This window comes from Dactylosporangium sp. NPDC051541, assembly GCF_044454505.1.
Lineage (GTDB): Bacteria > Actinomycetota > Actinomycetes > Mycobacteriales > Micromonosporaceae > Dactylosporangium.
In genome coordinates, this window is sequence record NZ_JBITDU010000014.1 from 121,026 (window position 1) to 140,589 (window position 19,564).

Annotated in this window: 20 protein-coding genes and 1 pseudogene; 10 read left to right on the forward strand and 11 right to left on the reverse strand. The window is 73.0% G+C overall.

Features of this window, described 5'->3' with window-relative positions; all coding sequences use genetic code 11:
- Positions 1-7: 7 nt before the first annotated feature.
- From ACIA8L_RS43410 to ACIA8L_RS43445, 8 genes and pseudogenes are all read right to left on the reverse strand, one after another.
- Positions 8-3,067, reverse strand: coding sequence for a tetratricopeptide repeat protein (locus tag ACIA8L_RS43410; RefSeq protein WP_395914064.1), 3,060 nt, complete (start codon positions 3,065-3,067; stop codon positions 8-10).
- Positions 3,068-3,193: 126 nt separating this feature from the next.
- Positions 3,194-3,760: a tannase/feruloyl esterase family alpha/beta hydrolase gene (locus ACIA8L_RS43415; RefSeq protein WP_395914066.1), complete on the reverse strand. Its 567-nt coding sequence runs from the start codon at positions 3,758-3,760 to the stop codon at positions 3,194-3,196.
- A 51-nt stretch (positions 3,761-3,811) separates the two neighbouring features.
- The gene (locus ACIA8L_RS43420; protein WP_395914068.1) at positions 3,812-3,943 is read right to left on the reverse strand and encodes a hypothetical protein; all 132 of its coding nucleotides are present in this window, start codon (positions 3,941-3,943) and stop codon (positions 3,812-3,814) included.
- Between the two features lie 88 nt (positions 3,944-4,031).
- Positions 4,032-4,091, reverse strand: a pseudogene (locus tag ACIA8L_RS43425) (hypothetical protein); the annotation flags it as partial.
- A 158-nt stretch (positions 4,092-4,249) separates the two neighbouring features.
- The gene (locus ACIA8L_RS43430) at positions 4,250-5,218 is read right to left on the reverse strand and encodes an amidohydrolase family protein (protein WP_395914070.1); all 969 of its coding nucleotides are present in this window, start codon (positions 5,216-5,218) and stop codon (positions 4,250-4,252) included.
- Positions 5,215-6,183 (reverse strand): VOC family protein, encoded by a 969-nt coding sequence (locus tag ACIA8L_RS43435; RefSeq protein ID WP_395914071.1) that lies wholly within the window; start codon positions 6,181-6,183, stop codon positions 5,215-5,217. The genes ACIA8L_RS43430 and ACIA8L_RS43435 overlap by 4 nt, the downstream gene beginning before the upstream one ends.
- A complete protein-coding gene (locus ACIA8L_RS43440) occupies positions 6,180-7,238 on the reverse strand; it encodes a PrpF domain-containing protein (protein ID WP_395914073.1) in 1,059 nt (352 codons plus the stop codon). Before ACIA8L_RS43440 ends, ACIA8L_RS43435 begins: the two co-directional genes overlap by 4 nt.
- Positions 7,235-7,927 carry a 4-carboxy-4-hydroxy-2-oxoadipate aldolase/oxaloacetate decarboxylase gene (locus ACIA8L_RS43445; protein ID WP_395914075.1) on the reverse strand — a complete coding sequence of 231 codons (693 nt, stop codon included), beginning with the start codon at positions 7,925-7,927 and terminating at the stop codon, positions 7,235-7,237. Before ACIA8L_RS43445 ends, ACIA8L_RS43440 begins: the two co-directional genes overlap by 4 nt.
- A 158-nt stretch (positions 7,928-8,085) precedes the next feature.
- Here ACIA8L_RS43445 and ACIA8L_RS43450 point away from each other — a divergent pair, with 158 nt between their 5' ends.
- From ACIA8L_RS43450 to ACIA8L_RS43470, 5 genes are all read left to right on the forward strand, one after another.
- The gene (locus ACIA8L_RS43450) at positions 8,086-9,069 is read left to right on the forward strand and encodes an ABC transporter substrate-binding protein (protein WP_395914077.1); all 984 of its coding nucleotides are present in this window, start codon (positions 8,086-8,088) and stop codon (positions 9,067-9,069) included.
- Positions 9,069-9,842 carry an ABC transporter permease gene (locus ACIA8L_RS43455; protein WP_395914078.1) on the forward strand — a complete coding sequence of 258 codons (774 nt, stop codon included), beginning with the start codon at positions 9,069-9,071 and terminating at the stop codon, positions 9,840-9,842. Before ACIA8L_RS43450 ends, ACIA8L_RS43455 begins: the two co-directional genes overlap by 1 nt.
- Complete coding sequence (locus ACIA8L_RS43460; RefSeq protein WP_395914080.1) at positions 9,839-10,609, forward strand: ABC transporter permease; 771 nt, start codon at positions 9,839-9,841, stop codon at positions 10,607-10,609. The genes ACIA8L_RS43455 and ACIA8L_RS43460 overlap by 4 nt, the downstream gene beginning before the upstream one ends.
- Positions 10,610-10,612: 3 nt before the next feature.
- The gene (locus tag ACIA8L_RS43465) at positions 10,613-11,416 is read left to right on the forward strand and encodes an ABC transporter ATP-binding protein (protein ID WP_395914082.1); all 804 of its coding nucleotides are present in this window, start codon (positions 10,613-10,615) and stop codon (positions 11,414-11,416) included.
- Between the two features lie 79 nt (positions 11,417-11,495).
- On the forward strand, positions 11,496-11,984 hold the full coding sequence (locus tag ACIA8L_RS43470) for a DUF3500 domain-containing protein (RefSeq protein WP_395914084.1): 489 nt from the start codon (positions 11,496-11,498) through the stop codon (positions 11,982-11,984).
- Positions 11,985-11,989: 5 nt separating this feature from the next.
- On the opposite strand, the gene ACIA8L_RS43475 is transcribed toward ACIA8L_RS43470, so the two are convergent.
- Positions 11,990-13,294: an MFS transporter gene (locus ACIA8L_RS43475; RefSeq protein WP_395914086.1), complete on the reverse strand. Its 1,305-nt coding sequence runs from the start codon at positions 13,292-13,294 to the stop codon at positions 11,990-11,992.
- Between the two features lie 55 nt (positions 13,295-13,349).
- Here ACIA8L_RS43475 and ACIA8L_RS43480 point away from each other — a divergent pair, with 55 nt between their 5' ends.
- Together ACIA8L_RS43480 and ACIA8L_RS43485 are read left to right on the forward strand one after the other, a co-directional pair.
- Positions 13,350-14,123 (forward strand): class I SAM-dependent methyltransferase, encoded by a 774-nt coding sequence (locus tag ACIA8L_RS43480; protein WP_395914088.1) that lies wholly within the window; start codon positions 13,350-13,352, stop codon positions 14,121-14,123.
- 35 nt (positions 14,124-14,158) lie between these two features.
- Positions 14,159-15,094 carry an aminoglycoside phosphotransferase family protein gene (locus ACIA8L_RS43485; protein WP_395914090.1) on the forward strand — a complete coding sequence of 312 codons (936 nt, stop codon included), beginning with the start codon at positions 14,159-14,161 and terminating at the stop codon, positions 15,092-15,094.
- Here the strand turns inward: ACIA8L_RS43485 and ACIA8L_RS43490 are convergent.
- Positions 15,069-16,187, reverse strand: a complete 1,119-nt coding sequence (locus tag ACIA8L_RS43490; RefSeq protein ID WP_395914092.1) for a cellulose binding domain-containing protein — start codon at positions 16,185-16,187, stop codon at positions 15,069-15,071. The genes ACIA8L_RS43485 and ACIA8L_RS43490 overlap by 26 nt on opposite strands.
- A gap of 167 nt (positions 16,188-16,354) precedes the next feature.
- Between ACIA8L_RS43490 and ACIA8L_RS43495 the strand changes: the two genes are divergently transcribed.
- The gene (locus tag ACIA8L_RS43495) at positions 16,355-16,822 is read left to right on the forward strand and encodes a TolB family protein (protein ID WP_395914094.1); all 468 of its coding nucleotides are present in this window, start codon (positions 16,355-16,357) and stop codon (positions 16,820-16,822) included.
- A 28-nt stretch (positions 16,823-16,850) separates the two neighbouring features.
- Here the strand turns inward: ACIA8L_RS43495 and ACIA8L_RS43500 are convergent, their stop codons facing one another.
- The gene (locus tag ACIA8L_RS43500) at positions 16,851-17,543 is read right to left on the reverse strand and encodes a hypothetical protein (protein ID WP_395914096.1); all 693 of its coding nucleotides are present in this window, start codon (positions 17,541-17,543) and stop codon (positions 16,851-16,853) included.
- 190 nt (positions 17,544-17,733) lie between these two features.
- On the opposite strand from ACIA8L_RS43500, the gene ACIA8L_RS43505 reads away from it, so the two are divergent.
- Positions 17,734-18,894, forward strand: a complete 1,161-nt coding sequence (locus ACIA8L_RS43505) for a sensor histidine kinase (RefSeq protein ID WP_395914098.1) — start codon at positions 17,734-17,736, stop codon at positions 18,892-18,894.
- Positions 18,891-19,562 (forward strand): response regulator, encoded by a 672-nt coding sequence (locus tag ACIA8L_RS43510; protein ID WP_395914100.1) that lies wholly within the window; start codon positions 18,891-18,893, stop codon positions 19,560-19,562. Before ACIA8L_RS43505 ends, ACIA8L_RS43510 begins: the two co-directional genes overlap by 4 nt.
- Positions 19,563-19,564: the final 2 nt, after the last annotated feature.

Below are 19,564 nucleotides of genomic sequence, written 5' to 3' on the forward strand. Positions count from 1 at the left end.
GAATACCTCAGCTGGTCATCGCCGCGAGTTCGGCGTGCATCTCGCGAGCCTCACGTATCTTCTCGGTGAACTCACCCGGGAAGCGGACACCGAGCTGTTCGTACAGTTGAGCCGCCTCACGCGCGGCGGCACTGGCGATCCGCATCCGGCCGCCGAGGCCGGCCACCGTGACATGGTGACACAGGGCATCCGCGAGGGCGGGCAGACGATCCGGGTCCGACGCGGCCAGCCGGCGCCAGATGGCCACGGCCTCCCGGTGCACGGCCAGCGCCGCGTCCCACCGTTCCAGATCGCCGAGCCGCAGGCTCACCGATCGGAGGGATTTTGCCAGTTCCGGCCGGTACGCAGCCGGCTCGGCGCGCGCCAGCTGCCGGTGGATTTCGACCGCCTCGTGGCATGCGGCCAGGCCGTCCTCGAGCCGTCCGCTCTTGCCGAGCCGACCCCCGAGCCACCGCAACAGGTCGGCGAGCGCCGGCCGCGCGCCGAGGCGGCGGTGGATGGCGACGGCCTCCTCTCCGGCGGCCACGGCTTCGGCCACCAGGCCGACGTCCGACCGGCAGCTGGCGAGCGTATCCAGGGCCTCGGCGAGATCTCCGAGGTGCGCGGCCGGGCGGGCGGCGGCCAGCTCCCGGAACGTAGACACGCTCTCCGCGATCACGGCCAGGGCCTCCTCCCCGCGATCGAGGGCGGCCAGGTGGCCGGCGAGATGCTGCAACGACCGGGCGAGTTCCGGCCGGAAGACGGCGGGCAGTTCGGCCGCGCGCTGCCGGCGGATCTGGATCGCCTCGAGCTCCAGATCCAGGGCGTCCTCAGGGAGTTGCAGCTCGGACAGGTGGAGGCTGAGGCTGTCCAGTGCCCCGGCGAGGTTGCCGCGGTGCCGGTCGGGGTTGGCCTCCGCGAGCCGCCGGAACGCCCGCACGGACTCCTCCGCGGCGGCCCGGCCGTCCGCCCATCGTTCGAGGTCGCCGTAGCGGTTGCCGAGATAGTGCGCGGCGATCGCCAGGCCGGGAAGGTTCGCCGCGGGGTTCTGCTCGGCGAGCTGCCGGTGGAGCGCAACCGCCTCCTCGGCCACAGCCAGGGACTCCTCCGGCCGCCCGAGGCCGGCCAGGTGGACGCCGTCGTCGGCCAACGCCGTCGCGAGCGACGACAGGTGCCGGGCCGGATCCTCGTCGGCGAGCCGGCGGCGGATGGCCGTGCCGCGTTCGGCGTGGGTGTACGCCTCCTCGCCCCGGCCCAGCCGCTGCAGGTTCGCGGCCAGGCTGGCCAGCGCCTCTGCCAGTCTGGGCAGAAACCCGGCCGGATCAGTGCCGGTCAGTTCCCCGAACAGTTCGACCGACTCCTCCATCAGCCCAACCGTCTCCTCGAGCCGGCCCGTTGCCCCCAGGCACGCGGCCAGGTTGTGGGCCGAAACGGCAAGGTCGCGCAGGTGCGCGGCCCGGTCGGCCGCCACGAGCGCTCGCCGCAGGTCGTAGGCCTGCTGGGCAGAGGCCAGGGCGTCTTCCACGCGGCCGGCACCGTCCAGCCGCCAGCTGACGTTCGCGTGCAGGTGGGCCTGCACGGCCGGGTCGGTCGCGGTGGCCAGCCGGTGCCCGGCCAGCCGGGTCACCAGGTCGGCGACCCCGACGTCCAGGTCGGCGTGGCGGCCGGGCGGCAGGAACGGCTCCACGGCCGCGAGGACGTCGAAGTCGACGTCGCGGATGGCGGCCAGCGCGGTCAGCGCCGCCCCGCCGGCCTCCACCGCGAGCTGCGGGCTCCGGGTGAGCAGCGGGAACAGGCAGGTGGGTCCGAGGTGCGGCCACCGGTCCGCGGCCGCCGCGAGGAATGTGATCGCCCGGGACAGCCGGCCCGGGCCGGCATCGCCGCCGACCAGCGCCTCGGTGGTCGCCGGAGCCCACGACTGGGCCGGGTAGTCGGCCGGGTGGCCGGGCATGGTCAGGGCGAGGAAGTCCTCGGCGAGCCGATCCGGGTACAGCGGCTCGAGTACGGCTCCCGCCGCCGCCGGCGGATAGCAGGCGGCATGGTCGTCGAGCGCGAGACCGGGATCCGCGGGCAGGCCGATCCGCTCCAGGACCGCCGTGCCCGCCGCCCGGCTGGCCGTCCCGGTCAGCGCCGCGGTGAACACCATCTGGTGCATCACCCGCGGCGGCACCCTGGCCCGGCGCTGGTCGTCGAGGTCGTGGGCCGGATCGCCGTACAGGTCGGCCCAGTGCCGATGCTCGCGGTCCAGGAGATACACGGTCAGGCCGGCCATGTCGGTGGGCGGCCGGCGCTGGTGGGCATGGGCGTCCACGGCCACCAGCGCGGCCATGTGCAGCGCCAGGGTGAGGCCCATCTCCTGGTCGCGCAGCGCGTCCGGCCGGTCCACGTCGGCCGGGTCGAGCCCGTAGCGCCGGGAGAACGCGTCGCGGGCGGCGGAGAACATCTCCAGCCGCGTCCCGTCGTCGTCGCCCAGCGGCTGTACGGGCGAGCTTGAGGTGCCGGACTGCAGGTTGGCCAGCGCGCCCCGCAGCGCGGGCCAGGCGTCGGCGGTACGGCCGAGCAGCAGGATCCGGGCCGGCACGCCGACCCGGTGCAGGATCGTGTTGCTGAACAGCCAGGTGAGGTGGCTGTGCGGCCAGCGGTCGGCGTAATCGACGATGAGGAGCACGCCGGCGGCACCGTCGAGGCGCAGATCCTGGCTGCCCGGCGGCGGCAGGACACTACCCGGGCCGTGCACGGCGGTGATCACTTTCCAGCCGGCCTCGGCCGAGGCAGCGGCGAACTGCGCGGCCAGCCGGGTCTTGCCGGCGCCGCCCGGGCCGTGCAGCCAGTGCGCCGCCAGCCGGGCCGGGCCGTCCCGCCAGCGGGACAGGGCCGCCAGCTCCTCGTGCCGGCCGGTGAACTCGACGACCTCGAACCGGGCGTTGAGCAGCCGGCTGGGCAGTTCGAGCAGCCAGCCGGGATCGCCGCCGGGCGGGCGGGACCAACGCTCGAGCAGATACACCGGCGTGCCGTCACCGAACACGTGGATATCGGCACCGACAGCGCCGTATGCGAAGCCGCCATCGGCGGTGACGTGCTGCGTCATCGACGAATCACGACGTCCAGCCAATCGTAGCAATGGACGGGCGGCAATCCTCCAACCATTGCGTCACGTGCATGTGCTCGGCCGGGCCGGGCTCGTCCTTCTCGCGGCACGGCCCGGCCGAGCGGTTCACCGGCTCAGGACCAGCTTGCCGTTCACGGCGCGGGGCCAGGTCTGATAGTTGCCCGAGAACAGGCGCTGCCCGACCCAGTCGGCGTCGTTGCGGACCAGGTCGCGCGGGATGTAGGCGAAGAAGTTCGCGGCGTCGTCGGTGCTGCCGCTGCCGTCGTAGCGGGCCACGGCCGGGTACGGGTACACAGGGCGGCTGCGCGAAGCATTGTTCGCGATCATCCTGTACGGCGAAGTCCCCCGCTCCACCCAGGACATCAGGGGGGTCATGACGTCGAAGGTGTTCGGGCCCTCGCCGCCGCCGCAGTGGGCCATGCCCGGGAACAGGTACAGGCGGGCGAAGCGGTCGACGGAGTCCCCGCCCATCGCCGCCCGCATCGCGTCCCAGAAGAGCAGCGTGTTCTGCGGGCTGATGTGCTGGTCGTTCCAGCCGTGCCAGAGGATCAGCTTGCCGCCGCCGCGCTGGAAGCGGGACAGGTCGGGGTCGAGGGCGGCCATGTACGACGACGACGGCATGACGGTCTTCCAGAACGACGGCACCGACAGCGCGAAGTTCCCGCTCGCCACGTGCTGGCGCTGGGCCGCCGGGACGAACAGCGTCCACTCCAGCTCCGAGCCTCACTCGTGCGCGATCGCCGGCTCGAGGCGGGTGCCGTGCGCGTCCGTGGCGCCGTCGTGAAACTTGCGCACGACCGTGGCCTCGGCCGCCGACAGGCACGTCGCCGGGTCTTGGCCGGCGCGGCAGCGCATCGTGTCGGGGTCGAAGCGGCACGGCCGCGTCGGGGTCGAAGCGGCACAGCCGCGGGTCGTCGATGACGCCGTCGGTCAGGCCGTCGAGCTTGTCGCACGCGGACAGGACCGCGGCGTGGATGAGCGGGAGCCGGCCGGACAGGAGCACGTAGCGGCCGTCCGGGTTCAGGTTGGCCCGGACGGTTCACGCGTGATGGAACGTGTTCTGCACGGCCATGTTGCTCGCCGGGCGGCGGCGGCCGGGGTCGCGGCCGGGAACGTGGCGGTGAGCGCCAGGGCCAGGACGGTGCGGAGCATGGAAACTCCTTACGGCAGCGGCAGGCGGGGGTAGACGCGGCGGGCGTTGTGCTCGTAGACCTTGGCGCGGTCGGCGGCGCTGAGGCCGAGCGCGTCGACGTAGCGGCGGGTGTCGTCGAAGTGGTGGCCGGTCCGCGGGTCGACGCCGCGGACCGCGCCGACCATCTCGGAGCCGAACAGGATGTTGCCGGCGTCGATGACCGCGAAGAGCAGGTCGATGCCGGGCTGGTGGTAGACGCAGGTGTCGAAGAAGACGTTGGGCATGACCGACGTCTCCAGGGGCGGGCGGCCGAGCATGTCGGCGAGGCCCCGAAACCGGCCCCAGTGGTACGGCACCGCGCCCCCGCCGTGCGGGATGACCAACCGCAGCGACGGGAAGCGCACGAACAGATCCGCCTGGAGGAGCTGCATGAACGCGGTGGTGTCGGCGTTGAGGTAGTGCGAGCCGGTGGCGTGGAAGGCGGGGTTGGTGACGGCCGAGACGTGGACCATGGCGGGGACGTCGAGCTCGCACATGGCTTCGTAGAGGGGGTACCAGCTCGGATCGGTCAGCGGCGGAGACGTCCAGTGGCCGCCGCTCGGGTCGGGATTGAGGTTGCAGCCGACGAACCCCAGCTCCTCGACGCACCGCCGCAGCTCCGGGATCGCGCTTTCGATCGGCTCCCCCGCCGCCTGCGGCAGCTGGCACACACCGGCGAAGCGCCCGGGGTAGAGCCGGACGAGCCGGGCGATGAGGTCGTTGCAGTGCCGGCTCCACGCCGCGCTCGCCGCGGGTTCGCCGAAATGGTGGGCCATGGCGGAGGCGCGGGGCGAGAAGATCGTCAGGTCGACGCCGCGTTGCCGCATGAGCCGGAGCTGGCTGTCCTCGACGGACTCGCGCAGTTCGTCGTCCGTCACGGAAGGGTACGAAGCCGAACGGCCGTCGTACACAACGCTGTCCGGCGCGGTCGTGTAGTGACCGTGACAGTCGATGATCACGGTTCGACCACCGGCGTGCCGTGCGTGTGGAACGTCTCGATCGTCTTGAGGCCCCAGGCCTGACCCTTGGCCCGCTCCTCCCGGGCCCAGCTGATCGTCTTCCAGTCCGGGGCCAGGATCAGCCGCGCGCCCGCGTTGCAGATCTCGACGCGGTTGCCGCCGGGCTCCCAGACGTACAGGAAGAACGTCTGCTGGATCGCGTGCTTGTGCGGCCCCGTCTCGATGTGCACGCCCGCGTCCAGGCAGACGTCGGCGGCGCGCAGGATCTCCTCGCGGGTGTCGGTGGCGAACGCGACGTGGTGCAGCCGGCCGCGGTGACCGGTCCAGTCCTCGGTGTAGACGAGGTCGTAGGTCTTGTTGCCCAGCGAATACCAGATCGCCTGCGGTTCGCCGTCGTCCTTGACGATCCGCTCGGTGCAGCGGGCCCCGAGCACGCCGCCGAGGAACGCGGCCGTGCCGGTGACGTCGGCGGTGAGGTAGTTGACGTGGTCGAGGCGGCGCAGGTTGGCTCCGCGGCCGGGGTAGGCGGCGGCCTGGTTCTTCAGGGCCGGCCGGTCGGTGTCGTCGGCCCGGTACCACTCGACGTCCCAGTACAGCCCGAGCTCGTGGCCGTCGGGGTCGGTGACCACGTGCACATCGCCGAGGTTGTACACGTCCTGGACGACAGTGCGGTCAGGCCCGGCCGCGTCGAACGCCGCCGTCAGCCGGTCCAGAGCCTCCGGACTCGCCGCCCGCAGATACGTCCGCCCGACGCCGGCCCGGTCCCGCCGGATCAGCCGCACGGTCCAGGACTGATAGTCGTCCCAGGTGTGCAAATACACAGAGCCTTGTTCCCGGTGTACTGCCCTGAGCCCCATCAGCCGCACGAAGAAGTCGGCCGACTCCTCCAGCACCGGCGTATACAGCTCGATCGGCCCGACGTGGGCGATGTCCCGGCGGCCGTCCGGGTTGTGCGGGGTCGTCATCCGGTTGCCTTTCCGCTGCGGGGCCAGACGAGGCCGTCGAAGATCTTGCGGGCGGTGCGTACCACGCGGCTGCGCCGCACCCGGGTCGCCGCGCCGCCGAGGTCCAGCTCGATGCCGACGTCGAAGGTGCCGCTGGGGTGCTCGATCCGCACCTCGTCGCCGCCCTCGACCGGTGCGACGGTGCCCGGGGTGCGCACGGCCGCGGCCACGGACACGGCGCCGAGGACCCCGATCGCGGCGTGGACCCGGTGCGGGATGAACGTGCGGGTCGTCACGGTGCCGCCGTGCCGCGCCGGCGAGACGATGCTGAGCTTCGGCACCGTCGTGTCCCGCACGTCCCCGAGGCCCATCGCCGCCCCGGCCGCGAGCCGCACCGCTTCCAGCGTTTCCCGGAGTCGTCGGCGCCCCTCGAGGTCGGCCGGTGTCTCGGTGCCTTCGAGGCCGAGGTCGCCAGCTCGCAGTACCACCACTGGCATTCCGGCGTTTATGCAGGTCACGTCGACACCGGCGAGCTCGTCGACGAGGTTGCCGGTCGGGAAGATCTTCTCCGGACCGCCGGGGAACGTCAGCTCGATGGGTGCGGCCGGGAACGGCGTGCCGGCCATGACCGTGTCGCCGTCGTAGCGGACCCGGCCGTCGGGCGTGCGCACCCGGGCCTCGACCAGGCTGACGGACGGGTTGACGATCCGGATCCGCACCGTCGTCAGGTCGCCGGTGACCGGGACGAGGCCGCGCTCGATCGCGAACGGCCCGACCCCGGCGAGCAGGTTGCCGCAGGTCTGCGCGTCGGTGACGACGGCCCGGTCGGGCACGACCTGCAGGAACAGGTAGTCGACGTCCGCGCCCGGGTCGGTCGAGGGGGCGACGACGGCGACCTTGCTGGTCAGCGGGTGGCCGCCGCCGAGCCCGTCGACCTGCCGCTCGTCCGGCGAGCCCATGATCCGCAGCAGGAGGTCGTCGCGCTCGGGCGGCAGGTCGACGGCCAGGAAGTAGGCGCCCTTCGAACTGCCGCCGCGCATCAGCATGCAGCGGATGCCGCCGGCCGGCGCGGTCATTCCGGGAGCCGTTCCACGTAGCGCACCCCGACCCGGTCGAGCAGCGGCCGCAGGCCGTCGAGGTCGACGCCGAGCACCCCGGCCGCGAGCCGCTCCCGCTTGGCCGCCTCGCCGTCGATGCGCCGGGCCGCCGCGGCGGCGACCGCCGGGCCCGTCGCCGCCGGCAGGGCCAGCACACCGTCGTCGTCGGCGAGCACGATGTCGCCCGGGTTGACGAGCCGGCCGGCCGCGACGACCGGGACGTTGACGGAGCCGGGGCTGGCCTTCACGGTGCCCTGCGCGTGCACGGCCCGGGACCAGACCGGGAACCCCATCGCCCGCAGCTCGGCCAGGTCGCGGACCCCGGCGTCGCTGACCAGGCCGACGACGCCCCGGGCGGCCAGGGAGGTGGCCAGCAGCTCGCCGAACATGCCGTCGGTCGACGGCGAGGTGGTGGTCACGACGAGCACGTCGCCGGGCCGGCAGACCTCGACGGCCGCGTGGATCATCAGGTTGTCGCCGGGGTGGCAGGAGACGGTGACGGCCGAGCCGCCGATCGCGGTCCCGGCCTGGCGGGCCCGGACCTGGGGGCCGAGCAGGCCGACGCGGCCGGCGGCCTCGTGGACGGTCGCGACACCGGCGTCGCGGAGGGCGGCGATGACGCCGGGTTCGGCCCGGTCGATCGATCGGACGACGTAGTGCGCGGCCATGGGGTCAGCTCCGTTGACTGTCGAACTTGATTGTCAACAATTCACCCGGCAATCCCCGATGTCAACCTCGTATCGCCTCTGTTGAACGCTTCACAATTGTTGACGATCTGTGTAACGTCCGCCTCGTCGGCCTCGCCGTCGTCCACAGGAGGACCCCCATGCCCCGACCACACACCCCCACCCGCCGCTCCGTCCTCGCCGTTGCCGCCACCGCCGCGCTGCTGCTCGCCGGATGCGGCGACAATGACGGGGCGGGCTCCACCCCGACGTCGTCCGGCGGCACCACGAAGATCAAGGTCGGCGTCATCGCGATCGTCGACGTCGCACCCATCTACCTCGGCGTCAAGCAGGGCTTCTTCACCGCCGAGGGGCTCGACGTGACCCTCGAGACGGCTCAGGGCGGCGCCGCGATCGTGCCGGCCGTCGTCAGCGGGCAATACCAGTTCGGCTTCAGCAACACCGTCTCGCTGCTGCTGGCCAGCTCCCAGGGCCTGCCGCTCAAGGTCGCCGCGGCCGGCGTCGCCTCGACCGGTACCGACGGCAAGGACTTCGGCGCCGTGATCGTCAAGGCCGGCAGCCCGATCAAGACGGCGAAGGACCTGGCCGGCAAGAAGGTCGCGGTCAACACGCTCAAGAACATCAACACCACGACCGTCAACAACGTGGTGAAGCGGGACGGCGGCGACCCCTCGAAGATCAGCTACACCGAGCTGGCGTTCCCCGACATCACCGCGGCCATCGGCAAGGGCGACGTCGACGCCGGCCAGGTCGTCGAGCCGTTCCTGACGATCGCCACCGGCCAGGGCTACCGGCAGGTGGTGTCCAACTACGCGGGCACCGACCCCGACCTGACCGTCGGCATGTACTTCACCTCGCAGCAGTTCGCCGCCGGCAACGCCAAGGTCGTCACCGCGTTCACGGCCGCGATGCGCAAGTCCATGGAGTATGCGCAGGCCCACCCGGACGAGGTGCGGGCCGTCCTGAGCACCTACACGAAGCTCGACCCGGCCGTCCAGGCGAAGCTGACCCTGCCGAAGTGGCCGAGCGCCGTGGACAAGGACTCGGTGCAGGTCCTGGCCGACCTGGCCAAGGGCGACGGGCTGATCACCAAGCCGCTGACGCTTGACGCGTTGCTGCCCTGATGGACCGGGCGTTGGGACGACCGGCGCTCGGCGCGCTGGGCCTGGCCGTGGTCGCCGCCTTCCTGGAGGCGGCACCGCGGCTGGGCCTCGTCGACCGCGACTACCTGCCGCCGTTCACGTCGATCGCGGCCCGCATCGGCCACCTGGCCACCGAGGGCGACTTCTGGACCGCACTGGGCCAGACCTTGCGCGGCTGGGCGATCGGCCTGGCCGTGGCCATGGCCGCCGGCGTCGTCGTCGGCGTCGCCATCGGCAGCGTGCCACTGCTGCGGGCCCTGACCGCCTCGACGATCGAGTTCCTGCGCCCGATCCCGTCGGTCGCGCTGATCCCGCTGGTCGTGCTGCTCTACGGCAGCCGCCCGCAGTCGGCGCTGGTGCTGGTCGTCTACGCGTCCTTCTGGCCGGTGCTGGTCCAAGTCCTCTACGGCGTGGCCGACGTCGACCCGGTGGTGCGCGACACGGCCCGCTCGTACCGCTTCTCCCGCTGGGCGACGGTGCGGACCGTCGTCTGGCCGACCGCCCTGCCGTACGTGGTGACGGGCTTCCGCCTGGCCGCCGCCGTAGCGCTGATCCTGCAGATCACGGCCGAGCTCATCGTCGGCGTGCCGGGCCTGGGCCAATCGATCGGCGTGGCCCAGGGCTCCGGCGCCGTGGCCGAGACGTACGCGCTGGTCATCGTCGTCGGCATCATCGGCGTCCTGGTCAACATCACCGCCCGGGCCGTCGAACGCCGAATCCTGCGCTGGCACCCCTCGATCCGGAGCGACATGTGAAAGCCATCGGCAAGACCCTCGCGCTGCCGGTCGTGCTGGTGGCGGTGTGGTGGTTCGCGTCCGCCGGGAGCACCGACTTCTTCTGGCCGCCGCTGCGCAGCATCCTCGAAGCGTTTCCGGAGACGTGGTTCGCGAAGGATCCGGTCCTGCACGATGTGCTGCCGAGCCTTGTCCGGCTGCTCGTGGGGTACACCCTCGCCCTGCTCTTCGGCATTGCCCTCGGCGCCGCGATCGGCTCCTCCCCCACGCTGCGCGCCCTGGCCGAGCCGACTCTGGAGTTCTTCCGGGCGCTGCCGCCGCCCGTGCTGATTCCCGTCATCGCGCTGTTCGCCGGGTTCACCGGGTGGACGCCGAAGCTCGTGACCATCGCGCTGGGCTGCCTGTGGCCGATCCTGCTCAACACCGTCGAGGGCGTGAGCTCGGTCGACGAGGTGCTGCGCGACACGGCCCGCTCCTACCGGCTCGGCCGGCTGGCGACCCTGCGCCACGTGATCCTGCGCGCGGCCAGTCCGCGCATCGCCACCGGGGCGCGGCAGGCGCTGTCGATCGGCGTGATCCTCATGGTGATCAGCGAGCTGTTCGGCGCCAACCGGGGCCTCGGGGCGGCGATCGTGCAGTTTCAGCGCGGGTTCGCGATCCCGCAGATGTGGACCGGCATCATCCTGCTGGGCCTGATCGGGGTCGCCCTGTCCGCCCTGTTCCGACTCGTCGAAAACAAGACGCTGCGGTGGTACCGCGGGCAGCGCCAAGCCGAACGGGAAGTGTGACCGATGACGACTCCTGACGTGACGCTGGACGTCGACGGGCTCGCCAAGACCTACGCCGGGCCCGGCCGCACCGTCGAGGCCGTGCGCGACCTGACCTTCCGCATCGAACGCGGCGAGTTCGTGTGCATCGTCGGGCCGTCCGGTGCCGGCAAGACGACGCTGCTGCGGTGCATCGCCGGGCTGCTCGGCGTGAGCGGCGGATCGATCACCCTCGACGGGGCGGCCGTCACCGGGCCGCCGCCGGGCATGGCCGTCGTGTTCCAGGAGTACGGGCGGAGCCTGTTCCCGTGGCTGACGGTACGCCGGAACATCGAACTGCCGCTCAAGGAGAAGGGCCTCGACAAGGCCGGCCGCACCGCCCGGGTCGACGCGGCCCTGGAGGCCGTCGGGCTGCACGACAGCGCCGACGCCCACCCGTGGCAGCTCTCCGGCGGCATGCAGCAACGGGTGGCGATCGCCCGCGCGGTCGCGTATGAGCCGAGCGTCCTGCTCATGGACGAGCCGTTCGCCGCCGTCGACGCACAGACCCGGGCCGACCTCGAGGACCTCGTCCGCACGCTGTGGAAGCGGCTCGGCATCACGGTACTGTTCGTCACCCACGACATCGACGAGTCGGTGTACCTGGGCCAGCGCGTGCTCGTGCTGTCCAACCGCCCGACCGTCATCCTGGAGGACGTCGCGGTGGACCTGCCCGACGAGCGGGACCAGCTGCAGACCCGCTCGTCACCGTCGTTCGCCGACCTGCGCACACACGTCTACGAACTCGTGCAACTGGCGAAGCAGGGGCACCGCCCGGGTGACGGCTGAGGTCTTCGAAGCGGCTTGGCCTTCGCCGTCGACGCGCTGGCACTGCGCGGTCGAGCACCGGCGGATAAACTGGCGCTTTATGGGCAAAATCGTTCTCGTCGCCGCCGTCGTGCTGGCCGCCTCGACCGCGTGTGGCCCTGTCCGGACACCGAGCACGGCCAGCGCGAACACCTGCGAATCGGTGGCACCGCGGGCGAGCAGCTCCGATCGGCCGGCCGCCGTCGCGGACGCCACGAAAGCGTTCCTGAGCACCCTCGACGACGACCAGCGCGGCACCGCGGCGGACCCCGGGGTGCGCCTCGAAACGCTGAGCGCCGTCCAGCGGGCGGCCGCGCTGGGCGTGCTCAAGGTCGGGCTGAGCGACAGCGGATATCAGCAGGTGCTGCACATCACCGGCGCCGCGATCGCCGACTACCGCATCCGGGTGCTCGGCACGCCGGTGTCGACGCAGCCGTGGACCGTGCGGTTCGACGGCCCCGGGCTCTCGCTCGACGTCACCGTCGCCGGCCCCACGATCACCGTCTCGCCGCCGGCCCTGAACGCCCCGACCGGCGCACCGCCATGCTGACTCGGCTACGGTGCCGCGGCCCGCTCCAGCTCCTCCTGCCCGGGCTCCTCCGCGCCGGCTCCGCCCGTCGGCCCGCTGTGCGGTGAGGTGCGCTCGTCGTAGCGGGTGAAGCCGGGCATGATCACGCTGGCGACGGCGACCGCGCCGGTGCAGAGCAGGCCGCCGGCGACGATCGCGGGGCGCAGGCCCACCAGGCCGGCCATCACACCGGAGCGCAGCTGGCCGGCGGTCGGGCCGATCGAGTAGGACAGCAGCTCGATCCCGGCCAGGCGGCCACGCAGGTGGTCGGGGATGGTCTGGTTCCAGATCGTCGAGCGGAACAGGCCGCTCACCATGTCCGCCATGCCGGCCAGGACCAGACAGGCCAGGGCCACGCCGATGTTCGGGGCGAGCCCGAAGCCGGTGATGGCCAGGCCCCAGGCCGCGGCCGCGATGATGACCGCGAGCCCGTGCCGGTGCACCCGCGACGCCCAGCCGCTGGTGAGCGAGATCAGCATGGCGCCGAACGGGAGGGCGCTGTACAGCAGGCCGAGTGCCCAGCGCGCGTGCAGCGCGTCGGCGACGAACGGGAACAGCGCCATCGGCATCGCCAGGAACATCGCCGCGATGTCGACGAAGTAGGTGCCGAGCAGCTCCGGCCGCGACCAGGCATAGCGGGCCCCGCGCGCGATCCCGGCCAGGCTGGGCCGCTCGGCGTGCTCGGACGGCGGGAGCGGGCGCAGCAGGGCCAGGAAGCCGATCGAGGCGAGAAACGTCAGGACGTCGACCGCGTAGGCGGCCGGGACACCCGCGACGGTCACCAGCACCCCGCCGACGGCCGGGCCGGCGACCGCCCCGATCTGGTACCGGATGCCCTGCATCGCATTGGCGGCCGTCTGCTCGTCTCGCGGTACCAATCGGGGCAGCATCGCGTCGAGGGAAGGCCGCTGCAGCCCGTCCAGGGTGGCGACGAGCCCGGCGACGACGTACAGGGGCCAGACGGACGGGTGCGGCAGGAGCGCGTTGACCAGTAGCCCGCCGGTGCACACGGCCATGCCGGCCTCACACCAGAGCACGACCTTGCGCCGGTCGGCGGCGTCGGCGATCGCACCGCCCCACAGCCCGCTGAGCACCATCGGCACCAGCTCGACCACACCGACCACGCCGACGGCCACGTAGGAGCCGGTCAGCTGCTTGATCTGGAACGGCACCGCGACGATCGTGATGAAGCTGCCGAACATCGTGACCATGCCCGACGCCATGAGCAGCCGAAAGTCGCGATGCCGCAACGGCCGGACGTCCATGCGCAAGTGCCGCAGCCGTTTCCACACGGCGCGCAGCCTAATCACGTGGGCGCGGCCGGGCACGCGATTTTAGGATGGCGGCGTGCAATGGACCGATCAGGCGGCAGCGTTCGCCGACAGCTACGCCCACCTGTGCGCGCACACCGCGCCGGACCTACTCGACACGGCCCGGGTGACCGCCGGGGTCCGGGTCCTCGACGTGGGGACGGGCACGGGCACCGTCGCCGCGCTCGCCGTGGACCGCGGCGCCCGGGTGGCGGCCGTCGACGCGGAGCCGAGCATGGTCGAGTTCACCCGGTCGAGGCTGCCCGCGGCCGAGGTGCGGGCCGGCCGGCTGCCGGAGCTGCCATACGGGGACGGCTCGTTCGACGCCGTGGTGGCCAACTTCGTCATCAACCACGTCACCGACCCGGCCCGCGCGGTCGCGGAACTGGCCCGCCTGGCCGCACCGGGCGGGCGAGTGGCGCTGACCATCTGGCCCCGCCCGGCGCCGCCGCTGCAGCAGCTGTGGAACGACGTCCTGGACGCCGTCGGCCTGCCGCCCGCCCCGCCGACCGTCCCCGCCGAGCTCAACTTCCCGCGGACCGCCGAGGGCGTCTCTCAGCTGCTCGACCGGGCGGGGCTCACCGAGATCGACGGCCGCGTGGTCACCTGGTCGCACCGCACGGACCTGGAGTCGTGGTGGATCGGCCCGGTCAGCGGCATGGGCGCGCTGGGCGAGGCCCTGACCGGCCGGGACGCGGCGACGGTGGCGGCGGCGCGCCGGGAGTACGAGCGCCTGGCCGCCCCCTACATCGCCGCCGACGGCGCCCTGGCCCTGCCGACGGCCGCGCTCCTGGCCTACGGCGTCCGATAGGCACTCGATCCGATGCTGCCGGAGCGCTTCGACCCATGTTCGACACGAACATAGTTCCGGCCGCGCTGCGGGCGATGCCGCGGTGGTGGCGCGAGGGCACCGGGTGGCTGGACGAGCTGCCGCGCCTCGCCGGGGAGCAGTGCCGGCGCTGGGGGCTCGAGCCCGACGGTGCTGTCGCGCACGGTTCGAACGCCCTCGTCATCATGGTGACCCGGGGCGGCGAACGGCTCGCGCTGCGGCTGGCCCCGCCGTCCGCCGAGGCTGAGGTCGTCGCGCAGTGTGCGGCGCTGCGGTTCTGGGGCGGGCGGGGGACGGTGCGGCTGGTGGACGCCGATCCGGGGCGGGGCGCGATGCTGCTGGAGCGGCTGTCGGCCGGGCGCTCGCTGCTGGACGAGCCGGTGCGGGTGGCGGTCGTCGAGCTCGGGCGGATGATGCGGCGGCTCGCGGTGCCCGCTCCCGCCGACGTGCCGACCACCGCCGATCGGGTTCGTGACCTGGAGCCCGAGTGGCGGCGGCTCGGTGCGCCCTTCCCGGCGGACGTTCTGTCGGTCGCGTTGAACGTTGTACCTGACCTGCGTCAACGTGGACGAACATCAGCCTCGCTCGTCGATGTTGATGCGACGCCGATGTCGGCCGTCAACGCGGACCTGCACAGTGCGCAGGTGCTGCGCGGGCGGCGGGACGGGCGGGAGGAGTGGCTGGCCGTCGACCCGGTGCTGCTGCGCGGGGATATCGAGTACGACCTCGCGCGGGTGCTCTGGACGCGGCTCGACGAGATGGCCGACGACGAGGTCATCGGCCACTTCGACGCGGCCGTGGCGGCGGCCGAGGTCGACCCGCGGCGGGCGTGGGACTGGGTGGTGTACCGGGCCGTCGACTACTGGCTGTGGGGCCTCGGCCGGGGGCTGACCGAGGACCCACAGCGCTGTCACCGGCTCATCACCATCATGAGGAGCAGGCGACACCGTTGACGTAGATGGTGACCGGGGGTGTGGGTGGGGCGGTGCGGGTGCCGTACATGCCGACCGTAACCGAGCCGCCCGGCGGGATGATGCGGTTCCACGTCGCGTGGGTCAGGGTGGCGGTGGCGGCGGTCTGGGTCCAGGAGGCGTTCCAGGACTGGGTGATGTGCTGGTCGCCGCCGAAACTGAACGTGATCACCCAGTCGACGATCGGGGTGGTGCCGGTGTTGGTGACCGTCACGTCGGCCACGAAGCCCGACGCCCACACCGACGTGTTCGTGAACGTGCCGCGGCAGGACAGGGGCGGCGCCGGCGGGCTCGAGGACGGGGCGGGACCGGAGGAGCTGCCGCCCGGTACCGGGCTGCCGCCGGTCACGAACACCACGTTCGAGGCGATCGAGACGTTGCCGGCGGCGTCGCGGGCGCGGACGTAGAACTGGTCGCGGGCCGAGACCACCGACGCCGAGTAGCTGGTGGCGGATGTGGTGCCCAGCAGCGTCGAGGTGAACCAGCCGTCGAAGCGGTACACGTTGTAGCCGGTGACGCCGACGTTGTCGGTCGCCACCGACCAGGTCAGCGTGGTGCGGGCGCCGCTGGTCGGGTTGGCGGCCAGGTTCGCCGGGGCGGCCGGCGGGGTGGTGTCGCCGGAGGTCGCGACCGGAGTGACGACGGTGAGCTGCTGCGAGGTGCCGGAGCGGTGCCCGAGGTCGTCGTGGGCCGAGATCCAGAACCGGTACTCGGTGCCGGGGCTCGTGTTGATGGTGGTCGTGGTGACGTTGCCGACGGCCACGCTGTAGCCGTAGTCGTTGAACGCCGGCATGTAGCCGATGTCGTAGCCGCTGACCGCGCAGCAGCCGCGGGTCGAGGCGTCCCAGGCGAGGGTCACGGAGCTGGCCGTGGCGGCGGTGGCCCGGAAGTTGGTCGGTGTGGACGGCGGCATCGGCGAGATGTTGGGCACCGACGGGGCGGGCGTGGACGGGGCCGCGGCCGGCGCGGGGCCGGCGGCGGCGGTGGCGGCGATGAGCAGGGCCCCCGCGAACAGGGCGGTCGCGGTTACGGCGGCCAGCCGCAGCGGCGACGGTAACGTTCGGCTCCTCTGCATTAGCCAACCCTGACTATATGCATCGAAGGACGTCAAGTTGCCAGTCCGCTACGGCCGGTGAGTGGCCCGGCGCGGTGAAAGTTCCACGACGGTTTCGTTCAGGTGCCGGCCGGTTGCGCCGATGGTCTCAGCGTCACACGGACGAGACAGCAACTCAGGGGGCAGGGATGAACCGCAACTTCGTTACGCGCACGCTGGTCTTCGCCGGGTTCGCCGCCGCGGCCGCCGCGATCACGGGCGCCACCGCCGCCGAGGCCGCCGCCGCCCCGACCGTCTACGCCAGCCACGGCGCCGTGTACATCAAGCAGGCCGGCCACACCACCCGCCTCACCGCCGACGAGGTCAGCAAGCAGCCGGCCCTCTCCCCGGACGCCACCCAGATCACCTACGTGCACAACGAGACCATCTGGGTCATGAACGCCGACGGCTCCGACCAGCACCAGGTCAGCGACCGCACCGGCTCGGCGCCGAAGTGGGAGGCCAGCGGCGTGCGCATCACGTACACCGCGACCTCCTGCACCGGCGCCCCGGGCACCTTCCGCACCGGCGTCAACGGCGGCGACGCCTCCGAGGTCATGGCCCCGAGCGCCTGCGTCACCGAGGACGCCCCGCTGGTCGGCTACATCAACGGCTGACCCGCCTCCGCACGACGAGCGGACCGGCTCAGGCGTGCGCCGGGAGCGGTGCCCCTGATCGCCGAGAGCCATTCCACGCCGCGTCGGTCATTCGCAGGACGCGCACCCCGAGCAGCCCGAAGACCGCGCTCAGCGCGCCCATGCCGGCGAGTTCGACACCGGGCAGCGGCCCGGGCAGGACCTCGTGAGCCACGACAGCAGCCGTGACGACAGCCGGCCCCCACCAGCCGATCAGCCCCGCCCGCCACGCGGCCCACACCATGGCCAGCAAGGCCAGGGCGAAGCAGAGGATCAGCGGGAAGACCACCGCCCCGAGCACCGGGCTCGCGTTGAGCCGCTCGATGTACGCCACCATCTCCGCCCGGTCGCCCCCGGCGAGTGGCATGGCGATGAGGTAGAACATCGCGATCGCGGCGTGCCCGAACCCGCCCAGGACGGCGAGCACGGCGGCCGCGGCCCCCAGTGCGCTCCCGCGGTCGCGGGCCTGATGCAGGACCGCCGCGGCGGCCGGGACCATGAGCACACCCGAGACCAGCAGCAGCCCGGCGCAGCCGGCGAGCGCGGTCCGGTGCTGCGTCGCGGCGGCGAACATGACCTCCCCGGTGCCGCCCGGCGCGGGGTCGATCGGGCCCTCCAGCAGCAAAAGGGCGGGGAACAGGATCAGGGCCGTGCCCATCGTGCGGCGGCGCAGCCGGCGGGCGGGATACGAGGTGGTCGACACGGTTGGCCTCCCAGAGGCGATCGGGGCCGGCCCGGACGGCCGGTCGGCGCTCACCATCGCCCGGCGACGGGCGCCGCGTCGTCGGCACCGCGGCCCGTCCGCCGTCCACCTCGAGGCGTACGCGGCCGCCCGGCCGGATCGATCGCCCGGCTGACGTGCCACCACTGCTCGTTGCCGTAACGTCACGGCCATGCATCGGTGGATGCCTCGCCCGCTCGACGTGGTCGCCGCCGCCGTGTTCACCGCCGGCACGCAGGCCGAGGTCTGGGCCGGTGTCATCACCGGCGCGCCACGGCCGGTGCTCGCGCTGGCGACCGGGGTCGGCACCGCCGCCGCGGCCTGGCACCGGATCGCCCCGCTCGGCGCGCTGGCGGTGGTGCTGACCGCGCTGGTCGTGGCGCCGGCCGCCATCGGCGCCGACGACAACACCGGCACGGTCTGGTTCGTCGCCGCGTTCGCCGTCATCGTCTCGGCCGGCTTCCACGCCGGCCGGCCGGTCGTCGCGCTGGCCCTGACCCTGGCGCTGCTCGGCACCGCGGTCGTGCTGGCCACCGGGCCGAAGATCGAAGATGTCGTGTACGCCTGGCTGCTCGGCACCGGCGCGTGGCTGGCGGGCCGCACGATCGCCAGCCGGACGCTGCGGGCGGCCCTGTCCGAGCAGCGCGCGCTCCTCGCCGAGCAGCAGGCGGACTGGCGGGCGGCGACGGCCGTCATGGACGAACGCCTGCGCATCGCCCGGGAGCTGCACGACGTCATCGGCCACAACATCAGCGTCATGACCATGCACGTCGGCGGCGTGCGCCGCCTGCTGCGCCCGGAGCAGGCCGGCGAACGCGCGGCGCTCGAGGCGGTCGAGCGGACCGGCCGCGAGGCCCTGGCCGAGGCGCGGCGCCTGCTCGGCGTGCTCCGCGCCCCGGAGCCCGCCGGGGCGGCCCCGGCACCGGGGCTGGACCGGGCCGCCGAGCTGCTCGACGCCGCCCGGGCGGCCGGTATCAGCGCGGCGCTCACCGTGACCGGCCAGGCCCGGCCGCTGCCCGCCGGCCTTGAACTGGCCGCATACCGGATCGTGCAGGAGGCGGTCACCAACGTCCTGCGGCACGCCGGCGCGCATCGGATCGGCTGCACGACCGACTACGGGCCGGCCGCGGTCGGCCTGTGGATCGTCGACGACGGCGACGGCGGGACCGGATCGCGGCGGTCCGGTCACGGTCACGCCGGCATGCGGGAGCGCGTGGCCCTCTACGGCGGCACCATCGACATCGGCCCGCGGGCCGGCGGCGGCTACGCGGTGCACGCCGTGCTCCCCGTGCCGCGGGCCGCCGGCGCGCCCGCGGCCGCCGGTGCGTCGTGACCCGAACCGCCATCCGGGTCGTCCTCGCCGACGACCAGGAGATGGTCCGGGCCGGGTTCCGGCTGATCCTCGCGGCCGAAGCCGACATCACCGTCGTCGGTGAGGCCGTCGACGGCGTGCAGGCGGTCGCGGTCGCGCGCCGGCTGCGCCCCGACGTCACACTGATGGACATCCGTATGCCCCGCCTCGACGGCATCGCCGCGACCCGCCGCCTGCTCGCCGAGGACCCGGCCGCCACCCGGGTCGTCGTGCTGACCACGTTCGACCTCGACTCGCACGTCTACGACGCCCTCCGCGCCGGCGCCAGCGGCTTCCTGCTCAAAAGCGCGCCGCCGGAGGCCCTCGTGCAGGCGATCCGGGTCGTCGCGGCCGGCGCCGGCCTCCTCGACCCCGCCGTCACCCGCCGGGTCATCGAGGCGTTCGGCCGCCATCCCGAACCCGGGCCGGTCCCGCCGGCGGTCGCCACGCTCACCGAGCGCGAGCTCGAGGTGCTCCACCACCTCGCCCGCGGCCGGTCCAACGCGGAGATCGCCGCGACGCTGGTGGTCAGCGAGGCGACGGTGAAGACCCACGTCGCCCGGACGCTCACCAAGCTTGGGCTGCGCGACCGGGTCCAGGCGGTCGTCTACGCCTACGAGCACGGGCTCGTGCGCCCGGGAACCGGCTGAAC